This is a genomic window from Bartonella tamiae Th239, from assembly GCF_000278275.1.
Lineage (GTDB): Bacteria > Pseudomonadota > Alphaproteobacteria > Rhizobiales > Rhizobiaceae > Bartonella > Bartonella tamiae.
In genome coordinates this window covers 1,443,259-1,469,745 of the sequence record NZ_JH725147.1, presented here as the reverse complement: position 1 = coordinate 1,469,745, position 26,487 = coordinate 1,443,259, and the positions used below count along the sequence as shown (strand labels likewise).

The 26,487-nt window shown below is 35.5% G+C and carries 24 protein-coding genes and 1 tRNA gene; 19 read left to right on the top strand and 6 right to left on the bottom strand.

The annotated features are described in order from the left end of the window. Nucleotides 1–2 precede the first annotated feature (2 nt). From rnr to ME5_RS06570, 9 genes are all read left to right on the top strand, one after another. The gene (gene rnr / locus ME5_RS06610) at nt 3–2,288 is read left to right on the top strand and encodes a ribonuclease R (RefSeq protein ID WP_008039548.1); all 2,286 of its coding nucleotides are present in this window, start codon (nt 3–5) and stop codon (nt 2,286–2,288) included. Beyond that, nucleotides 2,285–2,959, top strand: coding sequence for an NUDIX hydrolase (locus ME5_RS06605; RefSeq protein ID WP_008039546.1), 675 nt, complete (start codon nt 2,285–2,287; stop codon nt 2,957–2,959). Before rnr ends, ME5_RS06605 begins: the two co-directional genes overlap by 4 nt. A gap of 32 nt (nt 2,960–2,991) precedes the next feature. Then, nucleotides 2,992–4,164, top strand: a complete 1,173-nt coding sequence (locus ME5_RS06600) for an MFS transporter (protein ID WP_008039545.1) — start codon at nt 2,992–2,994, stop codon at nt 4,162–4,164. A 97-nt stretch (nt 4,165–4,261) separates the two neighbouring features. Continuing rightward, the gene (gene rpmG, locus ME5_RS06595) at nt 4,262–4,429 is read left to right on the top strand and encodes a 50S ribosomal protein L33 (protein WP_008039544.1); all 168 of its coding nucleotides are present in this window, start codon (nt 4,262–4,264) and stop codon (nt 4,427–4,429) included. A 243-nt stretch (nt 4,430–4,672) separates the two neighbouring features. Continuing rightward, nucleotides 4,673–5,284 (top strand): molybdenum cofactor guanylyltransferase, encoded by a 612-nt coding sequence (locus ME5_RS06590; protein WP_008039543.1) that lies wholly within the window; start codon nt 4,673–4,675, stop codon nt 5,282–5,284. After that, the gene (gene mobB, locus ME5_RS06585) at nt 5,281–5,799 is read left to right on the top strand and encodes a molybdopterin-guanine dinucleotide biosynthesis protein B (protein WP_008039542.1); all 519 of its coding nucleotides are present in this window, start codon (nt 5,281–5,283) and stop codon (nt 5,797–5,799) included. The genes ME5_RS06590 and mobB overlap by 4 nt, the downstream gene beginning before the upstream one ends. A 512-nt stretch (nt 5,800–6,311) precedes the next feature. Further along, entirely contained in the window at nt 6,312–6,809 is a 498-nt protein-coding gene (locus ME5_RS06580; RefSeq protein ID WP_008039541.1) for a thermonuclease family protein, read from the top strand. A 172-nt stretch (nt 6,810–6,981) separates the two neighbouring features. Further along, nucleotides 6,982–7,284, top strand: coding sequence for a uracil-DNA glycosylase family protein (locus tag ME5_RS06575; RefSeq protein WP_008039540.1), 303 nt, complete (start codon nt 6,982–6,984; stop codon nt 7,282–7,284). 312 nt (nt 7,285–7,596) lie between these two features. After that, nucleotides 7,597–8,082 carry an Lrp/AsnC family transcriptional regulator gene (locus ME5_RS06570; RefSeq protein ID WP_008039539.1) on the top strand — a complete coding sequence of 162 codons (486 nt, stop codon included), beginning with the start codon at nt 7,597–7,599 and terminating at the stop codon, nt 8,080–8,082. Between the two features lie 42 nt (nt 8,083–8,124). On the opposite strand, the gene ME5_RS10640 is transcribed toward ME5_RS06570, so the two are convergent. Together ME5_RS10640 and cobT are read right to left on the bottom strand one after the other, a co-directional pair. Beyond that, complete coding sequence (locus tag ME5_RS10640) at nt 8,125–8,268, bottom strand: hypothetical protein (RefSeq protein ID WP_008039538.1); 144 nt, start codon at nt 8,266–8,268, stop codon at nt 8,125–8,127. Nucleotides 8,269–8,482: 214 nt separating this feature from the next. After that, nucleotides 8,483–9,496, bottom strand: coding sequence for a nicotinate-nucleotide--dimethylbenzimidazole phosphoribosyltransferase (gene cobT / locus ME5_RS06565; RefSeq protein ID WP_008039537.1), 1,014 nt, complete (start codon nt 9,494–9,496; stop codon nt 8,483–8,485). Between the two features lie 91 nt (nt 9,497–9,587). Here cobT and cobS point away from each other — a divergent pair, with 91 nt between their 5' ends. Both cobS and ME5_RS06555 read left to right on the top strand, forming a co-directional pair. Further along, the gene (gene cobS / locus ME5_RS06560) at nt 9,588–10,367 is read left to right on the top strand and encodes an adenosylcobinamide-GDP ribazoletransferase (RefSeq protein ID WP_008039536.1); all 780 of its coding nucleotides are present in this window, start codon (nt 9,588–9,590) and stop codon (nt 10,365–10,367) included. Nucleotides 10,368–10,393: 26 nt separating this feature from the next. Next, nucleotides 10,394–11,092, top strand: a complete 699-nt coding sequence (locus tag ME5_RS06555) for a TIGR02281 family clan AA aspartic protease (RefSeq protein ID WP_245256500.1) — start codon at nt 10,394–10,396, stop codon at nt 11,090–11,092. Between the two features lie 7 nt (nt 11,093–11,099). Here the strand turns inward: ME5_RS06555 and dusA are convergent, their stop codons facing one another. Together dusA and ME5_RS10200 are read right to left on the bottom strand one after the other, a co-directional pair. Then, entirely contained in the window at nt 11,100–12,089 is a 990-nt protein-coding gene (gene dusA / locus ME5_RS06550; RefSeq protein ID WP_008039533.1) for a tRNA dihydrouridine(20/20a) synthase DusA, read from the bottom strand. A gap of 296 nt (nt 12,090–12,385) precedes the next feature. Next, nucleotides 12,386–12,625 carry an aminotransferase class I/II-fold pyridoxal phosphate-dependent enzyme gene (locus tag ME5_RS10200; RefSeq protein WP_051016466.1) on the bottom strand — a complete coding sequence of 80 codons (240 nt, stop codon included), beginning with the start codon at nt 12,623–12,625 and terminating at the stop codon, nt 12,386–12,388. Nucleotides 12,626–13,223: 598 nt separating this feature from the next. Here ME5_RS10200 and ME5_RS06540 point away from each other — a divergent pair. The 6 genes from ME5_RS06540 (at nt 13,224) to ME5_RS06515 (ending at nt 18,466) form a co-directional block, all read left to right on the top strand. Further along, nucleotides 13,224–14,645: a M48 family metalloprotease gene (locus tag ME5_RS06540; RefSeq protein WP_008039531.1), complete on the top strand. Its 1,422-nt coding sequence runs from the start codon at nt 13,224–13,226 to the stop codon at nt 14,643–14,645. A 63-nt stretch (nt 14,646–14,708) separates the two neighbouring features. Next, nucleotides 14,709–15,563, top strand: coding sequence for a DsbA family protein (locus tag ME5_RS06535; RefSeq protein ID WP_008039528.1), 855 nt, complete (start codon nt 14,709–14,711; stop codon nt 15,561–15,563). Between the two features lie 243 nt (nt 15,564–15,806). After that, nucleotides 15,807–16,289, top strand: a complete 483-nt coding sequence (accB, locus tag ME5_RS06530; RefSeq protein WP_008039526.1) for an acetyl-CoA carboxylase biotin carboxyl carrier protein — start codon at nt 15,807–15,809, stop codon at nt 16,287–16,289. Nucleotides 16,290–16,304: 15 nt separating this feature from the next. Then, on the top strand, nt 16,305–17,660 hold the full coding sequence (gene accC, locus ME5_RS06525; RefSeq protein ID WP_008039521.1) for an acetyl-CoA carboxylase biotin carboxylase subunit: 1,356 nt from the start codon (nt 16,305–16,307) through the stop codon (nt 17,658–17,660). 5 nt (nt 17,661–17,665) lie between these two features. After that, a complete protein-coding gene (aat, locus tag ME5_RS06520; protein WP_008039520.1) occupies nt 17,666–18,274 on the top strand; it encodes a leucyl/phenylalanyl-tRNA--protein transferase in 609 nt (202 codons plus the stop codon). Between the two features lie 116 nt (nt 18,275–18,390). Next, nucleotides 18,391–18,466 (top strand) — tRNA-Thr (locus tag ME5_RS06515). 978 nt (nt 18,467–19,444) lie between these two features. On the opposite strand, the gene ME5_RS06510 is transcribed toward ME5_RS06515, so the two are convergent. Beyond that, on the bottom strand, nt 19,445–20,062 hold the full coding sequence (locus ME5_RS06510; RefSeq protein ID WP_008039519.1) for an invasion associated locus B family protein: 618 nt from the start codon (nt 20,060–20,062) through the stop codon (nt 19,445–19,447). A gap of 377 nt (nt 20,063–20,439) precedes the next feature. Between ME5_RS06510 and ME5_RS06505 the strand changes: the two genes are divergently transcribed. Continuing rightward, nucleotides 20,440–22,245 carry an extracellular solute-binding protein gene (locus tag ME5_RS06505; protein WP_008039518.1) on the top strand — a complete coding sequence of 602 codons (1,806 nt, stop codon included), beginning with the start codon at nt 20,440–20,442 and terminating at the stop codon, nt 22,243–22,245. A 9-nt stretch (nt 22,246–22,254) separates the two neighbouring features. Next, nucleotides 22,255–22,929: a DsbA family oxidoreductase gene (locus ME5_RS06500; RefSeq protein ID WP_008039517.1), complete on the top strand. Its 675-nt coding sequence runs from the start codon at nt 22,255–22,257 to the stop codon at nt 22,927–22,929. Nucleotides 22,930–22,999: 70 nt separating this feature from the next. Here the strand turns inward: ME5_RS06500 and mfd are convergent, their stop codons facing one another. Then, entirely contained in the window at nt 23,000–26,485 is a 3,486-nt protein-coding gene (mfd, locus tag ME5_RS06495) for a transcription-repair coupling factor (RefSeq protein ID WP_008039515.1), read from the bottom strand. Between the last annotated feature and the right edge of the window lie 2 nt (nt 26,486–26,487).

The following is a 26,487-nucleotide window of genomic DNA, read 5'->3' as shown; positions in this document are numbered from 1 at the left end:
CAGTGAAACGGGATTCCCCCCCAAAAAAAACAAAGCAAAAACAAGCTTTAAATGAGGAGAAATCCCTTCCGAGCAAACAGGATATAGTGACTTTTTTAAAAGACAATCCCGATCTTGCAAGCAAGCGTGATATAGCCAAAGCTTTCAATTTAAAAGGTGATAAAAGGATTTGGCTAAAGGATATGTTACGACTACTGAAAGATGAAGGATTAATTTCAAAAAATCGGAAAAGAGTTGTCGTAAAAAATACTTTACCTCCTGTTAGTGTTTTGGAAATTGTAAAACGAGATCAAGACGGCGCCTTTATTGCAAGTCCAGTAGATTTTAAAGGTACAGAACAACTGTTTGTCATCATTCATCCAAACCATCATATAAGAGGTTCTGGCATTGGTGTTGGAGAGCGTATTCTTGCAAAAATATTTAAAAATAAAGATTCAGAAGGACCTCAATATTCCGGACGACTGATTAAAAAGCTTGATAGAACAAATCATTTTGAAATTGGCATTTTAAGAAAAACAGACACTGGGCACTATCGTTTACAACCTATTCATCGCAAAGCCTCAGAAATTGCAATCGATGATATAACGCATAAAGAAGCTTTGCCAGGTGATCTTGTTGAAGTTATTATTGATCGGGATCATCGTTATGGCCTTAAGCAAGGTCGTATACATTCTGTTTTAGGACGCATAGAGAGTGAAAAATCTCTCTCTATGATTGCAATCATTTCGCATGACATTCCCCATATTTTTCCAAAAGAGGTTATTGACGAAGTACAAACCATACAATCCGTAACCCTAGAAGGGCGTGAAGATTGGCGCGCACTTGATCTCATCACCATTGATCCTTCAGACGCAAAAGATCACGACGATGCTGTACATGCAGTGGTCGATGATGATCCAAATAATTTGGGTGGTTTTATTTTAACGATCGCTATTGCTGATGTTTCAACCTATGTTCACTCTTCTACGTTGTTGGATAAAGAAGCCTATAAAAGAGGTAATTCTGTTTATTTTCCTGAAAGAGTTGTACCAATGTTGCCTGAACGTATCTCAAATGATCTATGTTCACTGCGTGAAGGTGAAGACCGCCCTGCTCTAGCAGTTCGTATTATTATTGATGCAAATGGACGTAAGCGCAAACATAGTTTCCATCGCATCATGATGCGTTCTTCTGCAAAATTATCCTATCAACAAGCGCAAGCGGCAATTGATGGTAAAGGCGATGAAAAAACACAACCTTTATTGGAAAAGGTTTTAAAACCTTTATGGGCTGCATACTTTTCTCTCAATCAAGAGCGAAATAAACGTCAACCTTTAGAATTGGATATACCAGAAAAAAAAGTTTTGTTAGATGATGAAGGACGCGTGAAAGACGTTATTGTTCCACCTCGTCTTGATGCTCACAAATTAATTGAAGAATTTATGATCCAAGCCAATGTCGCAGCTGCAGAAGTTTTGAAAAAACATAATCAACCTTTAATATATAGAGTGCATGACCAACCATCACTTGCCAAACAAGAAGCGTTGAGAGATTTTCTTCATTCACTTGGCATAACCTTAGCGCGCGGTGTTGATTTAACACCGGCACGTTTGAATACCATTTTAGAAAAAGTTGCAGATAGTTCTCAACAAGAACTTGTCAACCAAGTCGTTTTACGATCGCAGTCACAAGCTGAGTATACACCTCATAATATTGGACATTTTGGTTTACACTTGCATAATTATGCTCATTTTACTTCGCCTATTCGCCGTTATGCTGATCTTACTGTTCATCGTGGTTTAATTAAAGCTTTAAAACTCGGAAAAGATGGAATAAAAGATGACCAAGAAAATGAATTAGAAGATATCGCACGCACTATTTCTTTAAAAGAACGTCGTGCAATAGCTGCGGAACGCGACACTGTTGATCGTTTAATCGCTCATTTTCTTGCCGATAAAATTGGTGCAACATTTTCTGGTCGTATTTCAGGTGTTACAAAATCTGGTTTATTTATAGCGCTTGATCGTCTGGGAGCTGATGGATTTATTCCTATTTCAACATTAGACTCTGATTATTATCATTTTGATGAATCACGCCACGCTCTTAATGGTGAACGTGGGAAAAAAGGTTATCAATTAGGTGATCAAGTGGAAATACGATTAGTTGAAGCACAACCGATTGCAGGTGCATTACGATTTGAAATGTTAAGTCCACCTCGGGCTCTTTCCTTTTCACCTGTTTCTTATCATAAAACAAAACGGCATAAAGGTATAAAAAATAGAAAAAATCATAAAGGACGGCGTCGGTGACTGATTATACATATCAGACGTCTCGATCTCAAAAACCTAAAAAAGCAGCATCTCTTTTAAATATTTGTTGGCGTCAATCAAAACCTTATGTTTTGATAGGAAAAAGACATCATGACCATCGTTTTTTACCTGGATTTTATGTATTCAACGAAGAGGACGTTAAAAGACGTGACTATTGTGCGCCAATTACAGAAGAATTGATTGAAGCAGATCAATGGAGCATTTTGAACAATCACCCCAAAACACAATCGCAAAGACTTGCAAAGGCCTTTGGTGTGTGTACCTTGCGTGAAACTTTTGAAAAAAATGGAGCAATTACTTCAAAAAAATTAAAAATATCAAAGGTTGAAGCCCATGATAAGGGTTTTCAGTCAAAACTATACTCTTATGGATTTATCAATCTTTCTTATTTACGCTATTTTGCTAGAGCTATTACGCTTTTCAATCATCCGTGCCACTACGATACCTATTTTTATATGGTGAATTATAAATATGTAACTAATCCATATGATATTAAAGATAAAAAAGAACTCAGTGACCTACAATGGTTAGACATAAGCAAAACTTCGAATTTACCTATTCATCCGATAAAAAAAATATCTCTTGCAAAAAATTTATTGCCGAACAAAAAACAATGCAAAATACCTTGCCAGCATATTTTATATTTATGAATAAAAAAATTACAAAAACATTTAATTGATTTATGAAAAACGCAAATTTACTCTCCCAAAAACAATCCTTTTATGCAATTATCGCTGCGACTGCGACCATTGGTGCTGTTGGTGTTGCGCTAGGATTAGGAACACAACTCATATCCTTATTGATGGCACAACGTGGCTTTTCATCAAGCATAATAGGCTATAGCGGCACAATTGGAGGCATTGCAACTATTTTAGCTGCAATGTTTGCAGAGCGTATAGCTCTGAAATTTAAACTTACGTGCGCCATTTTAATTATGATGGTCATTGGTTGCGCAAGTTTTTTAGGTTTTTATTATTTTGAATCGATCTGGATTTGGTTAGGCCTTCGCTTTAGTTTGCATTTTGCAATGACAATTATGTTTATTTTATCAGAATTTTGGGTCAACAGTTCCGCACCTCCTCAAAAAAGAGGATTAGTACTTGCAATTTATGCGATTGTGCTTGGCTTAGGATTTGCTGTGGGCCCTACGCTTTTGGCTTATGTTGGTAGTGATGGTTTCAGTCCTTTTGGTACAGCTTGTCTTCTTATTGGGCTTGCAGTTATACCTCTTCTTATAGCGTGGAATATGAGTCCAACAATTCATAAAAATGAACATGTCACCTTTTTATCTTATATTTTTTCTGTACCAACAGCGACAATGGCGGTTTTTATTTATGGTGCCATTCAAATGGGTGCCCTAACACTCATTACTCCTTTTAGTATTCAGCTCGGTTATAATAGTACTGAAGCTGCAAAATTTATGGCAATACTGGCTTTTGGTAATGTTTTATTACTTGTTCCCATTGGTATGATCAGTGATATAATAAAAGATAGGCGCATTTCACTTATGGGGTGTGCTCTTATAGGCTTGATCGGAACGTTAATTTTACCCATTATTGCAGAATGTAAATGGGCAATAATGATTGATTTATTTATACTTGGTGGAGTATCTGCGGGTCTTTATACTATTGGACTTGCACAATTAGGATCGCGCCTTAGTGGACACGAATTAGCTGCTGCAAATTCTGCATTCATTTTTTGTTATGGTATTGGTATGCTCGTTGGACCAACGATAATCGGCAAAGCCATGGATATTTTTTCACCATTTGGATTTTCTAATGCGATGGCGACTTTTTTTGCACTTTATATCATTTTAGTTCTAACAAGAATGCTAAGATCGCTTTTCCGCTCTTGACTTTTTTTATAACATCCTTACTGTCACAAAAAAATCGTTAGCGCTGGAGAGGATTTCAGCAGCATTACGTTTATTATTTATAAAACAGGATCTTATTATGGCCAAGGCAGCAACCATTAAAATCAAGCTCGTATCAACGGCGGATACTGGCTTTTTTTATGTAACAAAAAAGAATAGTCGTACAATGACAGATAAAATGAGCAAAAGGAAATATGATCCTATTGTTAAGAAACATGTTGAATTTAAAGAAGCAAAAATTAAATAATTATTGTCTCAATTTTTTTTAAAACCGCCTTTAATTATAAAGGTGGTTTTTTTATTGTATTGTTTTAACAATCACATAAGACGTTGTTGATAAAATAATACGAGTTCATTATGACAATCATGTTAAGTTGATAAAAAACACCACAGTCATGAAAGAGCCTAATACTAAAATATAATTTTTTATAATCGTATAAAATATCATTTATAAGCTAAATATTTTTTGAGATTATATAAAGGTATTCATTTGAACAAAAAGTCAAAAATATTAGCTGTTATTTTGGCTGGTGGACTCTCTACCCGTATGGGACAAGATAAATCTTTATTAAAGATTGATGGTAAAACTCTTCTTAATATTCAAATTGATCGACTCAAAAAAGAAAACTTTTCAATAGCAGTTAGCTCTAATCAATTAACTGAAAAAATATTGAAAGAAAAAATATCTTTATTTAAAGATCAACAATGCCATTTCTATAAAGGACCACTTGCAGGAATTTATTCTGGGTTAGAATATGCTATAGAATTTGGTTTTTCTCATATACTAACTTTTCCAATAGATTGTCCTATTCTTCCAAAAAACTTTTTTTACAAGATGACTGAAAATCTCACAAACTCTTCTGACTTCCGTATTGTTAAAACAGTAAGAGGTCTCCAACCTACCTTTGGATTATGGCCAGTTACGTTAAAAGAAAGTTTAAATCAATTTTTATTAACCTCTCAAGATAAAAGTATTCGTTCATTCGCTTTTGCCCATAATCCTCAATTTATAATATTTGACAAAAACATTGATAAAGGTGCATTCTTTAACATTAACACACATGCTGATCTTGATAAGTTTAAAAAAATTATAAAACGATGAAATGTAATAAAAAAATATTAGGGATTACTGGCTGGAAAAATAATGGCAAAACAACACTTGTTACAAGTTTGGTTGCAGCACTAACTATGAGAGGCTATAAAGTTTCAACAATAAAACATGCCCATCATAATTTTGATATTGATCACGAGGGAACAGATTCCTGGAAACATCGTCAAGCAGGTGCACAAGAAGTAGCCATTGTTTCCTCAAAACGCTTTGCTTACATTCATGAAAATACAGTCGACAATGAGATGTCTTTGTCATCTGTAATTGATCTTATTGGTCCATGTGATCTTATAATTGTTGAGGGTTTTAAAAATGAACCTCATGAAAAGATTGAGGTGCGATTAAAAAATGGACAAACAGGGCTTCCTCTAAATGAAAGCGACAATAATATTGTCGCTATAGCAAGTGATATGCCAATAGAAAATGTTCAGCTGCCCTATTTCAACATTGATAATATCGAAGGGATAACTGACTTTGCCGAGGATCATCTGAAACTTAGACAAAAATAAAAATGTGATGTTCCTATTTTTTTCGTATAATTCACTCCATTAAATTTTTATTATAACAAGTATTAAAGAAGCCTAATAAATCAAAAGTCAAAAATCAGTATAAAACTTTAGGACCACCTATAGAACTTTGAACATATCTTAAATCTTATCCTTAGTTTCAACGTCAAAAATTGATATCCTCTTCAAATCTATTAAAATAACATTGATGAGATATTTTGTGACTTAATAGTGTAAGGATTTTTGCGTTGACGATAGAGATTAATCCGCTCAAAAAATCATTGTTTATCAGAAGAAGCATTTAAAAAATGCGGATAGTTTCATAAAAATTCTCATTAACAATTATTTTAAAATGAATTTTTAGCCGATTTGGCATTTTTAAATGTTGAACAGTGGTATCAAAATTATAAAAATTAACTTGCTGCCATCAATATCTCTTGACATCAAACCTTTAAATAAAACTATAAATTGATGCGAATAAAGCATTCAAATTATTATTCGTTCACGAGACAAAAATGTTTAAAAATCGAAACTCACGCATAAATGATTTTTTAATTGCAATAGTCGTAATCATTATTGCATCATTCTTAAGTTTGTTTAATTTTAATAATGAAAAAATTGTGGGAAATGCCATACTTAGCGATGGAGATTCCATAATTATAGCAGATAAAAAAATACGTCTTCTTGATATGGATGCACCTGAATTATTCCAATTTTGTGGTGAGAAAACCAAAAGATATGCTTGTGGACAGCACTCTAAAAAACATTTAGGTAAACTCATTAATGGACAAAAAGTTGTTTGCTACAGTGATAAAAAGGATCAATATCAACGTTTTTTAGCAATTTGTTATGCAGGTGAAACAAATCTAAACCAACAAATGGTTATTGATGGTTGGGCGGTCAGTTATTACGGTTATCCTTTAGAGGAAGATCAAGCACGCCGAGAGAAACGAGGGATTTGGTCAAGTCCATTTGAGAACCCTAGAAACTGGCGTCGAAGTAATAAACTCTAAAACTTATCTACGAAACATAAGATTTTTTATTTATTTCTTGTTATAATATATAAAGAAAACTTTTTAAATATATGAAATAAAATGAAAATAGTGTAATGATAAATCTTGAATGTTTGACAAAAAAATAAAACGTTGACGACAGTGTTTTGACAATTCAAAATATTTGTTTCGTATGAGTTTACCACCAAGACCAGTATTGACAGTTTCAAACACTACTAAGATTGTCATAGCTGGCCAAGCTCTGGGATTGCGTCTTTATGAAACGGATATAGCGTTTAACAATCGTTCAGGAGATCGTCTTCGTCATTGGCTTGGTTTTAGTCGTGAAGTTTTTTACAATAAATATTTTTTTTCAATCGTGCCTATGGGTTTTTATTTTCCTGGTTATGATAAAACAAAAGGTGACCTTCCTCCTAGAAAAGAATGTAAAATGACATGGAATGATAAAATTTTTGAATCAATGCAAAAGATGTAATTGATTATTGCAATAGGAATATATGCTTGGAAATATCATATTGAAGATCTCATTGAAAAAATATGACATAAACTTTTAAAAATTAGAAAAAAATTTTATTAAAAAAAAATCCCGTGGATATAGTATGCTTCCATTACCTCATCCATCATGGCGTAATACAGCTTAGATTATGGAAAACCCTTAGTTTGAAGATGAGTTACTACCGAACATAAAACAACTTATTGAAACATATTTGAAAAGTTAGAATTTTTTTCTATTTATGCTATAAATAGATAGTTGACTCATTTAATCAATAGAATATTGGAAGCAGTGATGGATCGTCTTGATAGAAAAATTTTACGACTTTTACAGGAAGATGCAACTTTAGCCGTTGCTGATGTTGCAAAAAAAGTTGGATTATCAACAACACCATGCTGGAGGCGTATTCAAAAACTTGAGGAAGATGGTGTTATTCAAAGACGGGTGGTTGTATTATCCCCTGAAAAAGTAAATACACGTGTAACAGTCTTTGTCTCAATACGTACAGGTTCACATAATCATGAATGGCTCAAACGATTTTCTGAAATTGTACAAGAATTTCAAGAAGTCGTTGAATTTTATCGTATGAGTGGAGATGTTGATTATTTATTACGGGTCGTCGTGCCAGATATTGCAGCTTATGACGTCTTTTATAAAAAATTGATTGCTAAAATTGATATTAGAGATGTTTCATCAGCTTTTGCGATGGAACAAATCAAATATACAACGGAATTACCTCTTGATTATATTATAATTGAAAAAGAAAATAATCGCTTGTAAGCATTTTTAGTGTTGAAAATATTCAAATAATTTTAATCTTATTTACTTCAATTTTTTTGTAGTCTTTGTAGACTTACTTGCTTTTAAGCATGAAGTATTACCGAGAGTATTTTTATTATCTCGTTGGCGTTGATCCAGTTTGCCAGTTGATTTTGCAATTCTTTTAGGACCTGATTTTAATGGCATAACATGTCTCCTTCATATATGCAGTATTTAAATAGCATAAATAATAAGTAAGACTTTAAAATAAAAATACAAACCAAATTTACATAATTTATTATAAAATTACTTTTTATAATTATTTACTTTATTTCTATATCCATCAGATGATATTAATATTCAATAATAAAAGCATTTGATATTATATTGATATTATTACATTCCCTATATATATAATTTTTTATTGAATATCGCTCATATCAGCTTCAGAAAACGTTGCCATTTGGGCATGGGTTAAAACAGCAGCCTTTACAATACCAGCAGCCAAAGCAGCACCTGTCGCCTCTCCTAACCGCATATTGAGATCTAATAAAGGTTTCTTTTTTATAATTTCCAATATTTTTTTATGCCCCGGTTCCGCAGATACGTGTCCAATCAGACAATGATCAAGTGCTTGTGGATGGGCTTTATGTAAAATGGCAGCGGCAGCTGTCACAACAAAACCATCTAAGATTACTGGAATTTTTTCCATTCTTGCAGCCAAAATAGCACCAACAATAGCTGCAATTTCTCGTCCTCCTAAACGACGCATAATTTCAAAAGGATCATCAAGATGATCGTTGTGCAAATCGCATGCTTTTTTAACAGCGTCAACTTTTCTTTTGTAAATCTCTCCCGTTGCCCCCGTACCAGGGCCCACCCAATCTTCTGCTTCACCACCAAATAATGCAAGAGAAAGTGCAGCAGCAATTGTTGTATTACCAATTCCCATTTCACCAAGACACAGAAGATCTGTGCCGCCTGCAATTGATTCCATACCGAATGCCATAGTTGCCGCCGCACCTCGTTCATCCATAGCAGCATCTTTTGTGATATCCATAGTTGGATAATCTAAAGCCAGATCAAAAATTTTTAAACCAAGATCATAAGCCACGCATATTTGATTAATTGCTGCACCACCAGCTGCAAAGTTTTCAACCATTTTTTGAGTGACTGCTCTTGGAAACGGTGAAACATTTTCATCCGTCACACCATGATTACCGGCAAAAACAGCAACAAGAGGACGTGTAACAATAGGTTTCTCGCCCCCTTTCCATCCAGCATACCAAACAGCAATCTCTTCCAATTTACCGAGTGATCCTTTTGGTTTTGTTAATTCCACTTGACGCTTTCGGGCAAGTGTCATTGCAAACGCATCTGGTTCGGGTAAATTGGTTAAAAGGGCGCGAAAGTCATCAAAAGGTTGAGCTGTCAAAGGAAATATCCTGTCAATTTAGGATTGTATGAATAGAATCTTATATAAGAACGAATTATAAGCAATGTCACTTTCGTTTTAATGGAGCAAGATGTCTTTGAATGTTTTTTTTAGAAAATTTATGCGTTCAATAGGATTTTTGACGCGTATTCCTGTCTCAAACAATTGGTTTGAAGATAAGAATAACATTGCTGATGACGTTGTGTTTTTTCCCCTTGTCGGTTTTTTTATTGGATTATTGAGTGCTGTTATTTTTGTAATAGCTTCTTTTCTAGGATTTCCTCCTTTGATGAGTGCTTTATTTTCTGTTTTAGCGATAATATTTACGACAGGTGCATTACATGAAGATGGATTAGCGGATCTGGCAGACGCTTTATTTGTAGCAAAAACTAAAAATGATCGTTTAGCGATTATGAAAGATTCTCATATCGGAACCTATGGCACGATAGCGTTAATATTTGGCGTTGCAATTCGCTTTTTTAGCATTGCTGCAATTTTTGAAAGTGCCGATTACAAAAGGGTGTGCATCGCCATTATCATGACAGAAACTTTCAGCCGAGGCCTGATGGTTTGGTTTTGGATCAAATTACCGCTTGCTCGTATTAATGGGACGGCATCAAAAGCAGGCTGCCCAAGCAAAAAAAATAGCTTTAATAGTGTTACAATTTCTTTAGGTATCTTTCTTTTGCTTGGTGCGTGTGGTTTTCATCTATTATGGCTTTTTCTTTTAGCCATTTTATGTTTCTTATTCATATCATTATTTTCTTTGTTATGTTTAAAACGCATTGGTGGTTATACTGGAGATACTTTGGGTGCATTTCAACAGTGTTCAGCACTGTTCATTTTATGCGGTCTTTATTTAGCTTTATAAAGAAAGTTCTATTCCTATTGGAAGGTATGATGAGATTATTTTGGATATTACTCGCATGTGTTGGTGTTCTTACACTTATCAGTATGGGATTAAAACATTTTAGTGATAGCAACATTAATTCAGATCAAATCACTTCACTTAGTTATTATGGAATTGTGGGCTTAATTGTTGCTTCAGGTTTATTAGGATCAGGAATAAAACTCTCTCATATGATACGCAATCTTATAATTTGGTGTTCTATTATTTTTGCTCTGATGTTTTTTTATAATTCCCGATATGAAATACAAGACATTGCAAACCAACTAACAGTTGGAATAATTCCTGGAAGCCCATTAACACAATATAATGAAAGTGGAATCCGTGTTAGTCTTCAACGCTCTCTCAATGGACATTTTGCAACACAGGCCATTTTAAATGGAAAAAATATACGTTTTACGGTGGATACGGGAGCTTCAACCATCGTTTTAAGGTTTGAGGATGCTATAACAGCAGGTATCAATGTGAAAAACTTACATTTTTCTGTTCCCATCAAAACCGCAAATGGAAACACTTATGCAGCTTTAACAATAATTGATAGTTTAAATATTGGAGGAATAAAAAGAACGAATGTATCTGCTCTTATCTCCCAAAAAGGAAGACTTTCAACAAATTTACTCGGAATGAGCTTTTTGAATAGTCTTTCAGGATATTCTGTGCGTGGCGATCGACTTATTATGGTCGATTAAGTCGATTTTATTTATCAATTTCTAAAAATGCCTTTTTTAAAATGCGAGGATCTGCATCTTTAAACGTTGCCTCACTTGATAAGATCTGCCGCCATTTTCGAGCACCCTTTCTCCCGTGAAACATACCTACCATATGTCGTGTCACATGAGAAAGACGTCCCCCTCTTTCTATATGAAGGTGTGCATATTCGGTCATTAAATCAATAAGATCTGCATCAATAATAGGCTTATTGTCATCATCAAAAACAACATTATCAATAACCTTAAGAATATCAGGATTATGATAGGCAGTTCGCCCCATCATGACTCCATCCATTATTTTTAAATGATGCATAACATCATTAATTGATTGAACTCCACCATTTAAACCTATGAATTTAAAGAAAAAATCATCTTTTAATTGATAAACTCTTTCATAGTCTAAAGTGGGAATATCTCTGTTTTCTTTCGGACTTAATCCTTTCAGCCAAGCTTTACGTGCATGTACCCAAATTGCATCACAGCCTGCATCACAGATTAATTTTGTAAAACGATCAAGATCTTTTTGAATATCTTGCTCATCCACTCCAATACGACATTTGACAGTTACTGGTATTTGAACGGTATTTTTAACTACCTCAATAGCTTGAGCAACCTTTTCAGGCTCTAACATGAGACAGGCACCAAATGTTCCTGATTGAACTCTATCAGATGGACAACCGACATTAATATTAATTTCATTATAGCCAAAATCGGCGCCGATTGCAGCCGCTTCGGCAAGTTTATGCGGGCTTGAACCGCCTAACTGAAGTGCAATAGGATGTTCTTCATTATTAAAACCAAGAAGACGCTCTCGATCGCCATGTATAATAGCATCGGCAACGACCATTTCAGTATATAAAAGCGCATGTTTTGTTAAAAGACGATGGAAATATCGACAATGCCGATCCGTCCAGTCCAGCATCGGCGCGACAGCAAATTTTGGTTTTTGATTATATAAACCGCTTATCGTATTCATAAAGATCCACAAAATTTAACAATTTAAACTATTTCATCTTAAGACAAAAAATTTCAACCAAAGAAAATTTAAATAAGATTATGGTGATTTTGCAAGAAAGTGAAGTCTGTACACTACTTTAAAAGCCATTTTTTAAACCTTCCATATCATATTGCATATTCTTATTTGACCCTGCATAGGATAATCTTATCGTCTTTTGCTGTAAATGATGCATATTGTGAAAGCTCAGGCGCGGAAATATAGAAATTTTGAATGACGCGTTCACATGGTCTTATGAAAGGTTCAGGTAAAACCATTCAATTCATTCGCCCCCCTGTCATACAATAATATTTTGAGAATGAATTGGCAAAAATAACAGTGTTATCCAACGATAAAGCTGTTACATCAGGAGTAAAAATATTTAATCTATGATAAATTTCATCTGAAGTAACTTGCATATGTACAAGGCAACAAAAATCCAAAGTCGCCACCATTTCTTCTTTTGGTATAATCGCACCTTTCGGTTTATTTGGAGAAGCGAACAAAACTCCTTTCAAACGTGTTTTTGCATGCAGTTATGATAAGCTTGGTGCTGTGAGTATAGCGCTACCAAAATGTCAATTTTAATAATATTTATAACAAGTAACTTCATAATATTTCGATAAGCTGGTTTGCTTAGACGTGTAATTGCTACATAATCATCTACATTGATACACATCAAAAAAAAGATTAAAGCCAGCAGAAGACCCTGTTATGATAGCAATACACTCAGGCGATATACGAATGTTAAGATGCGTATCATAATGCTCAGAAATTTATATCTTAAAGAGTGTATACTCAATACACTTGTATAACCAATATGTCCATTTTTAAGCGCTTCATGTGCCGCATTTAACACAGTTTGAGGGCATTGCGCATCTGGTTGCCCAACTGCCATTGATATAGCCGAATGGTCTTCTTGTCGACGCTCCTAAACTTTTGAAAGCACATGCATCTCCAAGAAAGGACCAATACTGCTTCTGATTGACACACTCATATATTTTATTTCCCATAGAGAAATGCTTTGATCATGATTGAGTTTGTCTTATAATAGACAGAATATTATGGTGTGCAATGGACAGTCAAACCTATGTAAGTCCGTTTGAAAGGTCGTCTATGTCGTTTTTTTTACGTGATGGTAAATCACTTCTTAGTCAAGCTTACAAACGGAGATTGACTGTTGTTTTCAATCTTTTTTTATCTTTTATTCTTATAATCGTTTCATCCTATCAAAGTGCTATTGCTCAATCGCGTTCCGTACCTATTGTGAGAGATGCGGAAATTGAACAACTTTTGGCCGACTACACTGCTCCAATTTTTAAAGCAGCAGGTGTCAATGCAAATAATATTCAAATTATTATTGTTAATGATAAAAGTTTCAATGCCTTTGTTGATGGCCAAAGAATTTTTGTCAATATTGGTGCAATTATGCAATCTGAAACACCGAATGAAATTATTGGTGTGATTGCACATGAAACAGGCCATCTTGCCAATGGGCATCAACATCGTTTACGTGAACAACTAAAAAGAGCGCAAACAATGGCTGTTATTGGATTGCTGCTTGGTGTTGGTGCGGGTGTAGCTGGTGCATCTACAGGTAATTCAGCAGCGGCTGGAGCCGCAGGTGGTATTGCTTCAGGCAGCAGTGAAATTGCCATGCGTACTTTATTAAATTATCAACGCAGTGAAGAATCCGCCGCTGATAGAGCAGCTGTCAATTATCTTAATAAAAGCGGACAATCCACTAAAGGGATGCTGACGACATTTGAGCGCTTTTCAAATGCACTTGCATTATCTGGCTCTCGGGTTGATCCTTATAGAATAAGCCATCCGCTTCCCCGAGAAAGAATTGCCGCACTTGAGACACTCGCGAAAAAAAGTCCTTATTTTGATAAAAAAGATCCTCCAGAATTGCAATTGCGCCACGATATGGCACGCGCAAAAATTGCAGCAAACACAGGAAATTTTGTTGAATTACGACGTATGTTTTCTAAAAATCCACGTGGATTAGCTGCACGATATGGTGAAGCTATTTTGGCAGTTGGCAACAGTGCGCCCAAAGCTGCACGTTTAAAAGTAGATGCTTTAGTAAAAGAACAGCCCAACAATCCTTTTTTTCACGAACTCCTTGGTGATGTTTTCATCAAGGCAAATGATCCTGTAGCTGCTGCGAATGCTTATAAACGCGCCGCAGAGCTTGATCCACAAGCTTCAAGCTTATTGCGCGTAAGTTATGGACGAGCATTATTATTAACAAATAATGCTCAAAACCTTTCTCTAGCCATAAAAGAAATAAAAAATGGTCTATCGAAAGAACCAGAATTTTCAGCAGCTTATCGCTATTTAGCGATGGCTTATGGACGTGAAGGGAAAATAGGTCTTGCAGATCTTGCGACAGCAGATATGCATTATTATAATGGAAATCGCATGCAAGCCCGTATATTTGCAACACGTGCACAACAAAAATTAAAGTATGGATCATCCGACTGGTTGCGGGCACAAGATATTATCAATACTACTCAATCAAATAAACGCTGATCAAAAAAATATACGAATATCACTCTTACCATCTATTGTAAAAAAACTTAAGGATCAACTTCAATGTATAATTCACAGTCCTTTCAAAAAAAATCATATCGCTATATCCTTGGTTTGATAGGCGGGTGCTTTATTGGTATTTTTTTATGTGTGAGTAGCGTTCATGCTTCGGATGATACAAATTTAAATAAGATTAAAGAGCAAATTCTTAATGATCCAGAATTTATCAGCTCTCTTAGCCAAAAAGTTCAAAAAGAAACATCTGACGAGCATATTAGACAGATTGTAAGAAACTATCTTATAAGTAATCCAGAAGTGATGTTGGAAGTTCAAGATGCTTTTGAAGAAAAACAACAAAAAGAACTTGCGCAAAGCCAAACAGCTATAATTGATCGTTTTTCAGATCGAATTTTTCATTCACCCTATGATGCGGTAATAGGCAATCCAGAAGGTAAAATAACTTTAGTCGAATTTTTTGATTATAATTGCGGATATTGTAAAAAATCTTACCCTGACATTGAAAAACTTATTTCTAAAAATCCAGAATTACGCGTCGTTATAAAAGACTTTCCAATACTTGGTCCTGATTCTGTGAAAGCGCATATAGTTGCTCAAGCTTTTAAAAATTTAATGCCTGAAAAATATTCAGAATTTCATAAAACACTTTTAACCAGCAATGGCCGTGCAAATGAAACAAAGGCTTTACAAATTGCCAAAAACCTTGGTGCTGATGAAACGAAACTGAAAGCAGCAATTGCTAATCCTCTTTTACAACAAGCTTTTACGAATAACGCAGAAATTGCTTATGATTTAAAGATTAATGGGACACCATCATATATTATAGGTTCACAAGTAATTGTTGGTGCAGTAAATGGTGATGTGCTCGATCGTAGAGTTAAAGAGCTTGACCATAAATAAAAACAAATAATATGTTAAACTCTTGTTGACTCTCTTATAAGCGCAGATATTTAACTCTTTCGCTTTTTGTTTAACATGCTTATAAGATTTGACATAATGTGCTTCATCATAAGCAATATGATATAACACTTTAAAAGAACGATCATTTGGTGCCTATAGATTTTTGTAAATTGGCCGATTGAAACTGATACAAACTTTTAAATTTTAAAATAAACGATCTTTATGATCGAGGAGTTCAATAGAATGGTAACAAAACCAGTAGCTAAAGGCAAAAACACAGGAGAACATAAGGATCTGATCCGCGATCTTGCTGAAATATTAAATGATACAAATTTATCTGATATTGAATTGGAACAAGGTGACTTGCGCATACGTGTTTCACGACAATTGATGGGCACTGCACCAACACAAGCAGTTTATACAGCTCCTGCTGTTAACACTGCACCAACTCCAACTTCTGTGACATCAATGTCTTCAAAAGAAGAAAAGTCAAAAAATGCCGTTAACTCTCCTATGGTTGGTACTGTTTATTTGGCCCCCTCACCTGGTGCTAGTCCTTTTGTAGAAATTGGTCAAAAAGTATCTGAAGGTCAGACATTGCTTATTATAGAGGCAATGAAAACAATGAATCAGATTACAGCTCCCCGATCAGGCACGGTAATGTCAATCTTGGTTGAAGATGCTCAACCCGTTGAATTTGGCGAACCACTTGTTATCGTGGAATAGGACAAAGACAAAGATATGATTCAGAAAATTTTAATAGCCAATCGTGGTGAAATTGCTCTTCGAGTTTTACGTGCTTGCAAAGAATTAGGTATTAAGACAGTTGCTGTCCATTCTACAGCAGATGCAGATGCAATGCATGTTCGTTTGGCTGATGAAAGCGTATGTATAGGCCCTCCTCCTTCACGAGATTCCTATCTGAACATTCATCAAATTGTCTCTGCTTGTGAAATAACTGGTGCAGATGCGATTCATCCTGGATATGGATTTTTATCAGAAAATGCAAAATTTGCTGAAATATTAGAAGCTCATGATATTACTTTTATAGGCCCTACCGCTGAACATATCCGCATGATGGGTGACAAGATTGAAGCGAAAAAAACAGCAAAAACTTTGGGCATACCAGTGGTTCCTGGATCTGATGGTGCTGTAACAAATGATGATGAAGCAAAAAAAATTGCTGAAAAAATTGGATTTCCAGTTATTATAAAAGCCTCAGCAGGTGGCGGTGGTCGCGGTATGAAAGTCGCTCGTAGTGCGAAAGAACTATCGGTGGCTCTTAGTACGGCACGCTCTGAAGCTACAGCAGCTTTTGGTGATGATGCTGTTTATATTGAAAAATATCTCGAAAAACCTCGACACATTGAAGTGCAAGTTATGGGAGATGGTCAAGGTCGTGCGGTTCATCTAGGTGAACGTGATTGTTCTTTGCAGCGTCGCCATCAAAAAGTTTGGGAAGAAGCAAATTCTCCTGCCCTTGACGAGGAAGCACGTCAAAAAATTGGCATGATCGTTGCGAATGCATGCGCAAAACTTAACTATCGTGGAGCTGGTACAGTTGAATTTCTCTATGAAAATGGTGAATTCTATTTTATTGAAATGAATACACGTCTTCAGGTTGAACATCCTGTAACAGAAGCAATTACGGGTATAGATCTTGTCCATGAACAAATTCGTATAGCCTCTGGTGAAGGATTATCTGTTACACAAAGTGATATAAGTTTTTCAGGACATGCAATTGAATGTCGTATTAACGCAGAAGATGCCATAAATTTCACACCATCTCCTGGGTTAATTACGCATTTTCATACACCTGGTGGGTTAGGTATACGTGTCGATTCAGGTGTTTATTCTGGTTATCGTATACCACCATATTATGACAGTTTAATTGGAAAACTGATTGTTCATGGACGGACACGTCTAGAATGTATGATGCGATTAAGACGTGCTCTTGATGAATTCGTCGTTTTAGGAATTAATACAACTTTGCCACTTTTTCTTGATCTTATTAACAATGAAGATATTATCAGTGGTGATTATGATATTCATTGGTTAGAAAAATACCTCGCAGAAAAGACAAATAATAACGGATAAAATCAGTGACTAATAATTGGGAAGAAATTCTTGATCCTGCGCTTTTGCTTGATGCATATGCGCAGGGTATATTTCCAATGTCAGAAGATAAAGATGATCCTAATATTTTTTGGGTAAGACCTGAAAAACGAGGTATTATTCCTCTTGATAATTTTCATATATCAAAAAGCCTATCAAAATTTATGAAAAAAAAAACCTTTGAAATATGTATTGATAAAGATTTTGAAGGCGTCATATCAGGATGTGCCCAATCCAAAAAAGGGCGTGAAACGACGTGGATAAATAAAACAATACGTCATGTATATAAACAATTATTTGAACTTGGTTACTGTCATACAGTTGAAGCATGGCAAGATAATCAATTGGTTGGTGGATTGTATGGTATAAGTCTTGGGCAAGCTTTTTTTGGTGAAAGTATGTTTTCCAATGTACCAAATGCTTCAAAAATATGTTTGGTTCATTTGGTTAATCGATTAAAGCAATGTCATTTTATTTTGCTTGATACACAATTCATTACTCCACACTTAGAAAGATTCGGTGCAAAAGAAATAACACGTGAAAAATATGAGATATTATTAAATAATGCACTTAAAAACGATGCGACTTTTCGTTAAAAATCTATAAAAAAGTCAATAAAAACAATTTCTTTAAACTTATTTTCAATAAAATTTGTTTTTTTTAAAATTTTCTATTTTCCTTTTGGATTGTTTATGCTAGTTGCACAGCGTGCGCCCTTATAGCTCAGTTGGTAGAGCACCTGATTTGTAATCAGGGGGTCGGGAGTTCGAGTCTCTCTGGGGGCACCATTTTATTATCATTATATAGAATAGCTGAGTGCATTGACTCTAAGAGATAATAGAATTTTTTTTCTTCATTGGAAAAGTGCACATTTTTTTTCACTTTTTTAAATTCGAATGAAACATATGTTAGAAATACATTTTGATTTTGATACTTTTGGCTTTTGCCAATTCCCAGAAACTTTAAATATGCCATTGAAATGAAAGACTACACTGGCAAATTTATCCTTAGAATGCTCAATGCAGAAATACCCATATCAAACATTAATGAATTATAACCATACCATCTATCTGAAGTTATGACAAAAATAATGTTCACTTTGCAACGTATAATGCCCTGTACGTGTCTTTTGAGCAGCCAAAAAAAATTGTAATAAATCCTACCTTATAGTATTTAAAAAACAAAAACTGTTGTGTTTCCACGACTCCTCGTACACGTTTACTTTTGAGATAGTGTGGACCCAACAGCCTTTCATTAACGTCAAACGTCAATAAAATGGACACAGGGCGTCGCATGCCGCATAAATACGCCCACTTAAACTCTGATAGAAACGGTTGACAATATTGCGATTAAGCTCTGTCCACTTTGGTGTTTAAAGGCTGTTAAATCGACTGCAAATACAACAGACAAGATTGCTATTTTTCTGTTTAGAAAAACGACTAAGGATACAATACTTATTTTTCATGTCTTATCATCGTCCTATGACATATCATTGACTCTCAAAGAAGCAAGACCATACATATTTGTAAGTTTTCTTTAAATTATTATCAAATTAAAGATATCGTATTGCAATATATCTTTAACTTTTCAAAATCCATAACCTTACGAGTATGAAACAATGTGTCAGAAAAAATTTATTTAAAAAGGTTATAATAATCAGTTAATCAAATTGATTGGTAAACTTATTAAAAATATCATGTAAATAAAAAACCATCGTAAGTAACGATGGTTTCTTCTTTTTTGTAAAAAATTAAATTTTCTTTAAATTATTTTCCAGCTTTGGCTTTTTCTTGCTCAGCACGCATACGATCTTCTATTTCTTTTTGTTTTGACTGTACAGCTTGCTGTAACTTCATTTGCTCAGCTTCAAAATCTTTTTCTTGCATCCCTGGACCGGTAAAGGCAGCAGTGAAACCGTCTAAAGAAATTTCAACAGGGTTAGGTGTGCCACGGAAATTTACAGTTGTAATAACCATTTTTGCACCAGCTTTCATAGCATTTGTAAGTGTGTCATCAAATGTATCATTTGCTATACAGCTTGGTCCATTACAAATCACATAAGGTATTTTTTTAACTGGTCCATCTCCGACCTGAATATGAACACCTTCTGGAATAAAGCGGCCTGACGGCACTTGAATGCCAATACGTTTTTCACTTTGTTGTCCTTTAACCTCAACGAGATTAATAGCTGTTAAAGGCTGTCCTGTATTAGAAACAACTGTGTTCATTGTATTGCAAACATCAACATTTTGCTGCTTACTGCAAACCTTATACCATCCCTGTGGTATTCCTTGAGCGTTAGCTGTACTATGCGATGCAATAAACAAAGCTGCCGCGCCAACCAATGCAGAAGAAATAACAGCGTAAGTTTTTTTGTGGGACATGATGAGGCTCATCCTTTCAGTGCACTAAAATAATTCGAAAGGTAAATGTAAAACAGTCTGCTATTAATATTTAAAATACGGCAACAGAATGACACTCCCTTTTCTTTTAAGTCATTTACACAAGATTCAATAAAAAATCTAGCGCTTACACCCTATATTTCATGACATTAAACATATATCAATGCAAATCACATAACATTTATGTACGATTTCATTGGTGTATAAATTACAATTTTATCACAAATAACTATATATCGATCTACAAACGAAAATACACGATTCATAATTAATATAAATGATAGAAATTTCACTTCTCGTTTGTCATGAAAAAGTGCTAATAGACAACGATAACTCTAATCTTATGAATAGAAATAATAATGTTGCGCACTCTATTTTATCTTTTTTTGTTATATTTTGTTTCTTTATCATCAAGCACTTATGGCAATGGCATAGCCATGCACGGACAACCAGAGCTGGATGCAAATTTTAAACATTTACCTTATGCTGATCCAACTGCCAAAAAAAAGGGGGAAATCAGTTATGGTGTGATCGGTACCTTTGATGGATTAAACCCATTTGTTATTAAAAGTTTTCGAACAACGGCAAGAGGACTTTTTGCAGATGAGCAATTTGGTGGGCTTGTTTTTGAATCTATGGCTGTAAGATCTCGCGATGAACCTTTTACGATTTACGGTTTGATTGCAGAAAAAATAAAGCTTAATGATGAAAGAACAGAAATTGTTTTTCACATTAATCCACTCGCTCGTTTTTCTGATGGCGTTCCTATTACTAGCGAAGATGTGATATTTACGATTAATCTTTTACGTGAGAAAGGTCGACCACCTTTTGATCGTCACATGAAACGTATAGAAACAATCGAAAAGATTGATGAACATACGATTAAATTGACCTTTCCGCACTCAAAAGATAGGGAATTTCCTTTAATTTTATCAACTAGCATTCCCATTCTTCCCAAACATGCTATTGATGTCGATCATTTTGAAGAAAATGGGTTAACCCCTCTTATGGGCAGCGGACCTTATATGATTTCACGAATCGACCCAGGTGAACGCATAGTCTATAAACGTAATGAAAATTATTGGGGGTATGATTTAGCTGTTAATCAAGGCATAAACAATTTTGAAACGATAAAAATAGTGTATTATCGCAATGATAATACGCGATTTGAAGCTTTCAAAAAAGGTATTCTTGATGTTTTTATTGAAGAGCCAGCCAATCCAAATCGATGGAGACTGTCTTATGATTTTCCAGCAGTTAAAGATGGACGTGTAATAAAGGAAAGTTTTCAAAAAAAAACACCTGCGGATATGTTGGGATTTGTATTCAATACGCGCAAAGTAATTTTTCAGGATAGACGTGTACGTGAAGCGCTGTCTTTGGTTTTTGATTTTGAATGGGTTAATAATAATCTTTATAATAATGTATATAAGCGTACGGAAGGATTTTGGGCAGGCTCAAATCTTTCAGCTGTGGGGCGCACTGCCAGTGAAAAGGAAAGAGAATTACTCGCCCCCTACCCTGATGCGGTTTTACCAACTGTGATGAATGGTACGTGGCATACACCAACGACAAATGCATCTGGAATGGATAGAGATTTAACCCAAATAGCTTGGAAAAAACTTGTAGAAGCTGGTTTTAGCCGTAAAAATAAAAAAGCAATTGGACCCAATGGTCAGATTTTCAAATTTGAAATTATGACTCAAACATTAGAAGAAGAAAAAGTTGCACTTGCTTATCAACGCTCTTTAGCAAGAATTGGCATTGATGTCGACGTGAGAACGGTTGATGATACACAATATCAAAACCGTCTCAGCTCATTTGATTATGAGATGATTGTTGGTAAATTGCGAGCCTCTTTATCGCCAGGAAACGAACAGATCAATCGATGGGGATCTGCATCACGTGATATTGAAGGAAGCTTCAACTTTGCTGGGGCGGCAGACCCTGCAATTGATGCTATAATTACTGCAATGTTAAACGCCACTACCAATGAAGATTTTGTCGCAAGCGTGAGGGCTTTAGATCGTATCTTAATTTCAGGAAACTATTATCTACCTCTCTATCATCTTCCTGATCAATGGATTGCACGCTGGTCGCATATCAAGCATCCTAGCTATACATCTCTTTACGGTTATAGACTGCCAACATGGTGGAGGCAATAAAGCAAAAATATGCAAAGACGAATACATTTTATAGATATTGTCTCTGATCTTGTCTGTCCTTGGTGCTATATTGGACGCAAACGTTTACTTGTAGCTTTAAATCATTTGAGTGAAATTGATGTAGAGTTAAATTGGAAACCATTCCAATTAACGCCTAATATGCCTGTAAATGGCAAACCTTATGGTACACATATGAAAACCGCATTGGGGAGCCAAGATACTGTAGATGAGATTGAAAGAACATTAATAGATTTAGGCAAAAAAGAGGAAATTGATTTTGACTTTGATTCCATTTCTATCGCACCCAATACACTCAATGCCCATCGTTTGGTTTATTGGGCAGCACAAGACTCTTTAAAAACTCAAAATAAAGTCGTAGGAGAGCTTTTTTCTCGATATTTTGAACAAGGACAAAATATTGGTGACTCTTCCGTACTTGTTGATTGTGCATCAAGCGTTGGAATGCGGGGTGATGTCATTGAAAAATTATTAGAAACTGAAATTGATTGTGACACAATTCGTCAGGACATTGCCTTAGCCAGCCAAATTGGCGTGCGAGGTGTTCCATGTTTCATTTTTGATCAAAAATTTGTGGTTATGGGTGCTCAACCTGCCGATGTTCTTATTGATGCAATCCAACAAATTGCTGACGGGTTTGAACCTGGAACTACTGAAGATCACTAATTTTTTGATCTTTAACATCATTGACCGTTTTGTCGGTTTTTATAATTAAAAGTAACCATAATTTTTATGGTTAAACGAATTTTACAAGTTGCGTCATAACGGATGCTGCACCATTAAGACGTTTTTCAGCGGTGGGCCAATCTCGTGTAAAAACGACAGATTGATCAGCTCTAATTTTTGCCATACTTCCCTGTTCACCAATCCATTCAATAAGCTTAACGCCGTTTGCAAAAGTATTATTTCTAAAATGAATGACAATACCTTTAGGACCTGCATCCAATTTTTCAACATTAGCTGTCCGACATAAAACTTTAATATAAACCACTTTAAGTAGATGTTGAACTTCAATTGGCATGGGTCCAAAACGATCAATCAATTCTGCACCAAATGAATCAATTTCTGCTATATCAGAAAGATCTGAAAGACGGCGATAAAGCCCCATCCGCAAAGGTAAGTCTGGGACATATGTTTCAGGTATCATCACGGCTGTTCCCACAGAAATCTGCGGAGACCATTGATTTTCTTCAACATATGAATCATCTTTTATTTCAGCGACAGCCTCCTCAAGCATTTGTTGATAAAGCTCAAAACCAACTTCTTTAATATGGCCTGACTGTTCTTGCCCTAAAAGATTTCCAGCACCACGAATATCCATATCATGGCTTGCCAATTGAAAACCTGCTCCTAAAGTATCCAATGACTGTAGAACTTTTAACCGTCGATCAGCATCTGGTGTAAGTATTTTATGAGTAGGAAGAGTATATAGTGCATAAGCACGTTGTTTTGATCGCCCTACACGTCCTCGCAATTGGTACAGCGCTGAAAGCCCAAACATATCAGCACGATGAACAACTAATGTATTGGCTGACGGAATATCCAAACCAGATTCAACGATGCTGGTTGAAAGCAAAACATCATATTGACCATCATAAAAGGCATTCATAATGTCATCAAGCTGTCCTGGAGGCATTTGTCCATGAGCAAGTGTCACTTTTAATTCTGGAACTTGAGTTTGCAAAAATTCATGGACTTCTGCAAGATCGGAAATGCGCGGACAGACATAGAAACTTTGTCCACCACGATAATGTTCACGCAAAAGCGTCTCGCGCACAATGAGAGGATCAAATGGAGATATAAATGTCCGCACAACCATTCGATCAATTGGAGGGCTTGCAATAAGTGATAATTCACGCACACCTGTAAGTGCTAATTGTAAAGTACGAGGTATTGGAGTTGCTGATAATGTTAAGACATGTATATCCGTTTTCAGATCTTTCAATCTTTCTTTATGCTTCACACCAAAATGTTGTTCTTCATCAATTATTAAAAGTCCTAATCGTGCAAAATCAATAGAAGAACCCAAAAGAGCATGAGTTCCAATCACAATATCAATTGTGCCATCCCGCACTCCCGACTTAACATCTGAAAGTGCTTTGGATCCAACCAAACGCGAGGCATGACCAATCTTAATCGGTAATCCCTGAAACCTTTGACAAAATGTTTTATAATGTTGACGAGACAGAAGTGTTGTTGGGACAACCACAGCCACCTGATAACCGCAAAGAGCTGCAACAAATGCTGCTCGAATGGCAACTTCAGTTTTACCAAAACCAACGTCACCACAAATAAGCCTATCCATAGGTTGTCCAGATGCAAGGTCATCCATAACGGAGTCAATAGCATGTAATTGATCATCCGTTTCTTCATAAGGAAAGCGTGCGACAAATTCATCATAAGGACCAGTTGGGGGTATAAGTTTAGGCGCTCCACGCATTGCTCTTTCGGCAGCAATGCGTATGAGCTGACCTGCAATTTCTAATAATCGCTTTTTAAGCTTTGCTTTTCTTGCTTGCCATGCCACGCCGCCAAGTTTATCTAAAACTGCATTTGCGCTTTCACCACCATAACGCGATAATAATTCAATATTTTCTACGGGTAAGAATAAACGATTTTCATCCGCATAATGTATTTCAAGACAATCACGTGGAATACCAGCGGCAGTTATTGTTTTTAGTCCAATAAAACGACCAATTCCATGATCGACGTGAACGACAATGTCACCTTTATTTATTGTCGACACTTCCGAAATAAAATCTGCATTTTTCTTGCGACGCTTAGAAGAACGAATGAGACGATCACCAAGAATATCTTGCTCTGTAACAACGACAAGATCTTCTGCTATGAAACCATGTTCAATAGCAATAACAGCGGCAGTAATATGATCACGTGGTGTTGCTTTTACCGCTTGCAAAGAATGAACTTTGGTAACTTTTTTTAATCCATGCTCATCCAAAACCTGTATTAATCGTTCAAGCGAACCTTCACTCCAGCCAGCCAGCATGACCTTATGACCATCACCACGCAACTGAGCAAGATAATCAACAACATTTTGAAAAAGATTTTTATCTTCTGCATTTCTTTCTTCTACAAAGTCTTTTCCAGACTTTACGTTACTTTCAACAACACAATAACGCGATGATTGAGGAACACTAAAAGGTGTTAAATCATAACGAAATCCTTTGTCTTCTACTAAAGAAAATAAAGTTTTTGGTTCAATATAAAGGGAATTTGGAAGAACTGGATTATAAATCGTATTGTGATCATGCGTTTGTTTTTGCTCTACTCTTGCTTGATAATAATCATCAATTAATTTATGCCTTTCAATAAGAGCTTCTTCCGCAAGATTTTCAAAAACAAACTTTGCATTGCCTACATAGTCAAAAAATGTATTTAATTTTTTATAAAATAACGGCAGCCAGTGTTCCATGCCAGCAAAACGTCGGCCTTGTGAAATTGCCTCATAAAAAGCATCTTCACGATGTGGCACCCCAAAAGTTGAAATATAACTGGAGCGAAATTGGCTAATTGTTTCAGGTGTGAGAGTAATTTCACTCATCGCATGCAACGAAAATTCTTGACGCGTTTCAACAGTGCGTTGTGTTGTCGGATCAAAAACACGAATTGTTTCTAACGTATCGCCAAAAAAATCCAATCTTATCGGTTCTACATCTCCAGGAGCGTAAAGATCTAAAATTCCACCACGTATTGCAAACTCTCCGACTTCACGAACTGTTGCAACACGTTCAAAACCATTGCGTTCCAAACGATGAACCATTTGATCCATATCAAGTGTCTGTCCAGTACGCACAGTCAATGAATGAGAATCTAAAACGTCTGGAGGCGGTAGTTTTTGAATGAGACTGTTAATGGTTGTTAAAACAAGCGTATTATGAGGATTTTTCCTTAAATGAATAAGCTCTGTTAATGCTGACATGCGACGCGCTGAAATTGTTGAACTTGGCGACACACGATCATAAGGCAAACAGTCCCACGCAGGAAACTCCATAACAGATAATTGTGGTTCAATAAATCTTATTGCCTGGCTTAAATCGGCCAGTCTTTGTCCATCACGCACTATATAGACGACGATGCTATCTGTAGTGTTTTCTGCTGCAATTTTTGCAAGCAAAAAAGGCTCATAACCAGCCGTTACTCCATTAAATATAACATGTTTTTTAACTGCGTCTTTAAGGATAAGTTTTTTAAAAATAGACATTG